Origin of the sequence: Rhodanobacter terrae (assembly GCF_042657005.1) — a bacterium.
GTDB lineage: Bacteria > Pseudomonadota > Gammaproteobacteria > Xanthomonadales > Rhodanobacteraceae > Rhodanobacter > Rhodanobacter terrae.
Window position 1 is genome coordinate 1 of the sequence record NZ_JBHSNG010000066.1, and the last position, 2,060, is coordinate 2,060.

The 2,060-nt window shown below is 58.9% G+C and carries 2 protein-coding genes; both read right to left on the reverse strand.

The annotated features are described in order from the left end of the window. Positions 1 to 108: 108 nt before the first annotated feature. Entirely contained in the window at positions 109 to 1,269 is a 1,161-nt protein-coding gene (locus tag ACFPPB_RS20205) for a Tn7 transposase TnsA N-terminal domain-containing protein (protein WP_377330445.1), read from the reverse strand. A gap of 185 nt (positions 1,270 to 1,454) precedes the next feature. After that, positions 1,455 to 1,754, reverse strand: a complete 300-nt coding sequence (locus ACFPPB_RS20210) for a hypothetical protein (protein ID WP_377330447.1) — start codon at positions 1,752 to 1,754, stop codon at positions 1,455 to 1,457. Positions 1,755 to 2,060 lie beyond the last annotated feature (306 nt).

Consider the following 2,060-nt stretch of genomic DNA (forward strand, 5'->3'; position numbering starts at 1 on the left):
GCTAAATACCTTGGCCAGCGCCTGCTCACGAAACGCCAACGAATACGTTTGTTTGATCTTCAACTTACACCTCTGAGCTTCTTGATTAAGAAATTTCAGAGGCGACAACTAGTCTGACGCCGCGGGCACATGGCCAAGCAACTGCGATTGATCCTTGCACCTGCCGAGGACCCAGTGCGACTGGATGACGTCCTGGGCGATGCGCACTTGATCGGGAGTCAGCCGCGGTACGCGATTGCCGCGGGAACGATAATCGGGAAGGCACGCTGCAAGTGGATGTCCTGGTGACGCCTCTGGATCGGAAAGGCGACGCAGGTAGCGGTAGTCATTGCGGGTAGGCTTCCTTTTCCCGTCCAAGACCTCTTTGATCTGTTCGTAGACCTTGGTCGCGTGTGCAAGCGCAGCGGGTGTAGCACGGAGCAATGCTGCGAGATCCGTTTCGCTGCTTTCGTCAGGCGCTGTGCGGTATGTCTGCAGCAGGTGCTCCTGAAATTCGTCGGCCTTGGCGCGATCCGCGAAGATGCGAAATGTGTCCGGTTGTGACAAGAGCTGCGCTTTCAGGGCACCGAAGATTCGGGAGCTTGCCAAGAGTGCGTAGATGACGGCTGGCTCAGGCCCGCGTCTGGCACTACAAAGCTCGAAGATGGTTGGCGAGTCCGTCAGCCTTTCCAGCAGGCGCTTATAGTCAGCGTCGGAAACCTCGATTGGCTGGCTCAGCTGCACAGCATGGAGAAACTCGAGGTTGGCCAAGTAGCGTGAAGCTGTGTCGTCTGTCACGTAGACTTCGTGCGGAAGACCTATCTTCTCGGCAGCTGTTCTTGCGGGGACGAAGTACGGCACGCCGTCGACATAATTCCAGTCCTCGGGCTTGTCGGCTAATTTCCTGGCAAGCCCCTTGGCCGTCTTGCACTCGACGAGCGCCGGGCCATCCCGTCGCAGCAGCAAATAGTCCGGTGTGTAGGTGGAAACGTGAGTTCCCTTAGCGCCACGATCCCTCCGCAGCTGGAGTGGCGCAGGTTGATCCCAAAGCTCCAGAACATCGGTCGACAGCTCTGCTTCGTATACGAAGACGGCTTCACATGTGCGGCTTTCCGCCTGTACCGGCAGGCCGACTTTCTTGCTGGGAATACGGGCGCAGACATTGCAACGTGCGCTGTCGCCGACGCGCCGTGAGGGCGGAGAAGAGCGCACTGCCGAGATGTAATTCACGGCAGCTTCGCTGAGCTTGGTTTGCTTGCAATAGGTTGCAAATTCGGTCGAGCTGAGCATGCTTTTCTCAGCGCACGCCCGCCCGTTGCCGCCGAAGTTCGGCAGTTGAACATTTCTGCGACGGGGAGTAACTTCACGACGTCAGGCCAGAAATCTGACGTTTTGCAAAGAGCTCAAGTCACCAGCTTGAGCTTTTTTGTGCCTGTTACTTTGGTCGCACCCAGCTCGGCGGTAGCGTGCGGGCGCTAGCTGGCCTCCTCTTCGATCAGGGCTCCTTGCGTTACGGTACGGGACGGCTCCAGCCGTTCGGTCAGGGCCTTTTCGACGTCCGCTAGTCGCGCAAGCAAGCGGCGGCGGTTACCCAAACGGTAAAGAGGCACCGGCAAAGTGCCGCGCTGATGCGCCTGCCGCACGGCACTGGCCGACGGGTAGCTCAGCAGGGTGGCGACTTGCTGTGTCGTGATGACGGCGATGCTCGTGTCGCCGAGCGATGTCGGAGCATCGTGGTGTCGATCTGCGCTACGGTAGCGCTCATGAACTCTCATGGGTGCTCGTTATGGCACAGGTTCATCTTCTAAGGGTGAAACAAAGATACGTTCCCAGATCGCCAAATCTTTTTTTGGCGCACCTGGAGCCTGGTGAACACCGGGGTGAGCCGAGTTCGCCGCACCCGCTTGCCTGGCCGCTCTCTGAGCGAAGAAGTCAGCAAGGCCGGAATGCACTATGAACCGCCCCGAGTTCCGTGGAGGCTGTTTGGTTTAAGTCAGGCTTCCGCCGTGGCGGCCTGACTGGCGAGTTGCCGGTAGTAGTTTGCCTCGGCCTCGGCTGGCGGGATATAGCCGATGGGTTCG

Excerpts from the sequence above, each read along its gene's own strand:
- ACFPPB_RS20205 (WP_377330445.1), bottom strand. The coding sequence starts at position 1,269 with ATGCTCAGCTCGACCGAATTTGCAACCTATTGCAAGCAAACCAAGCTC.
- ACFPPB_RS20210 (WP_377330447.1), bottom strand. The coding sequence starts at position 1,754 with ATGAGAGTTCATGAGCGCTACCGTAGCGCAGATCGACACCACGATGCT.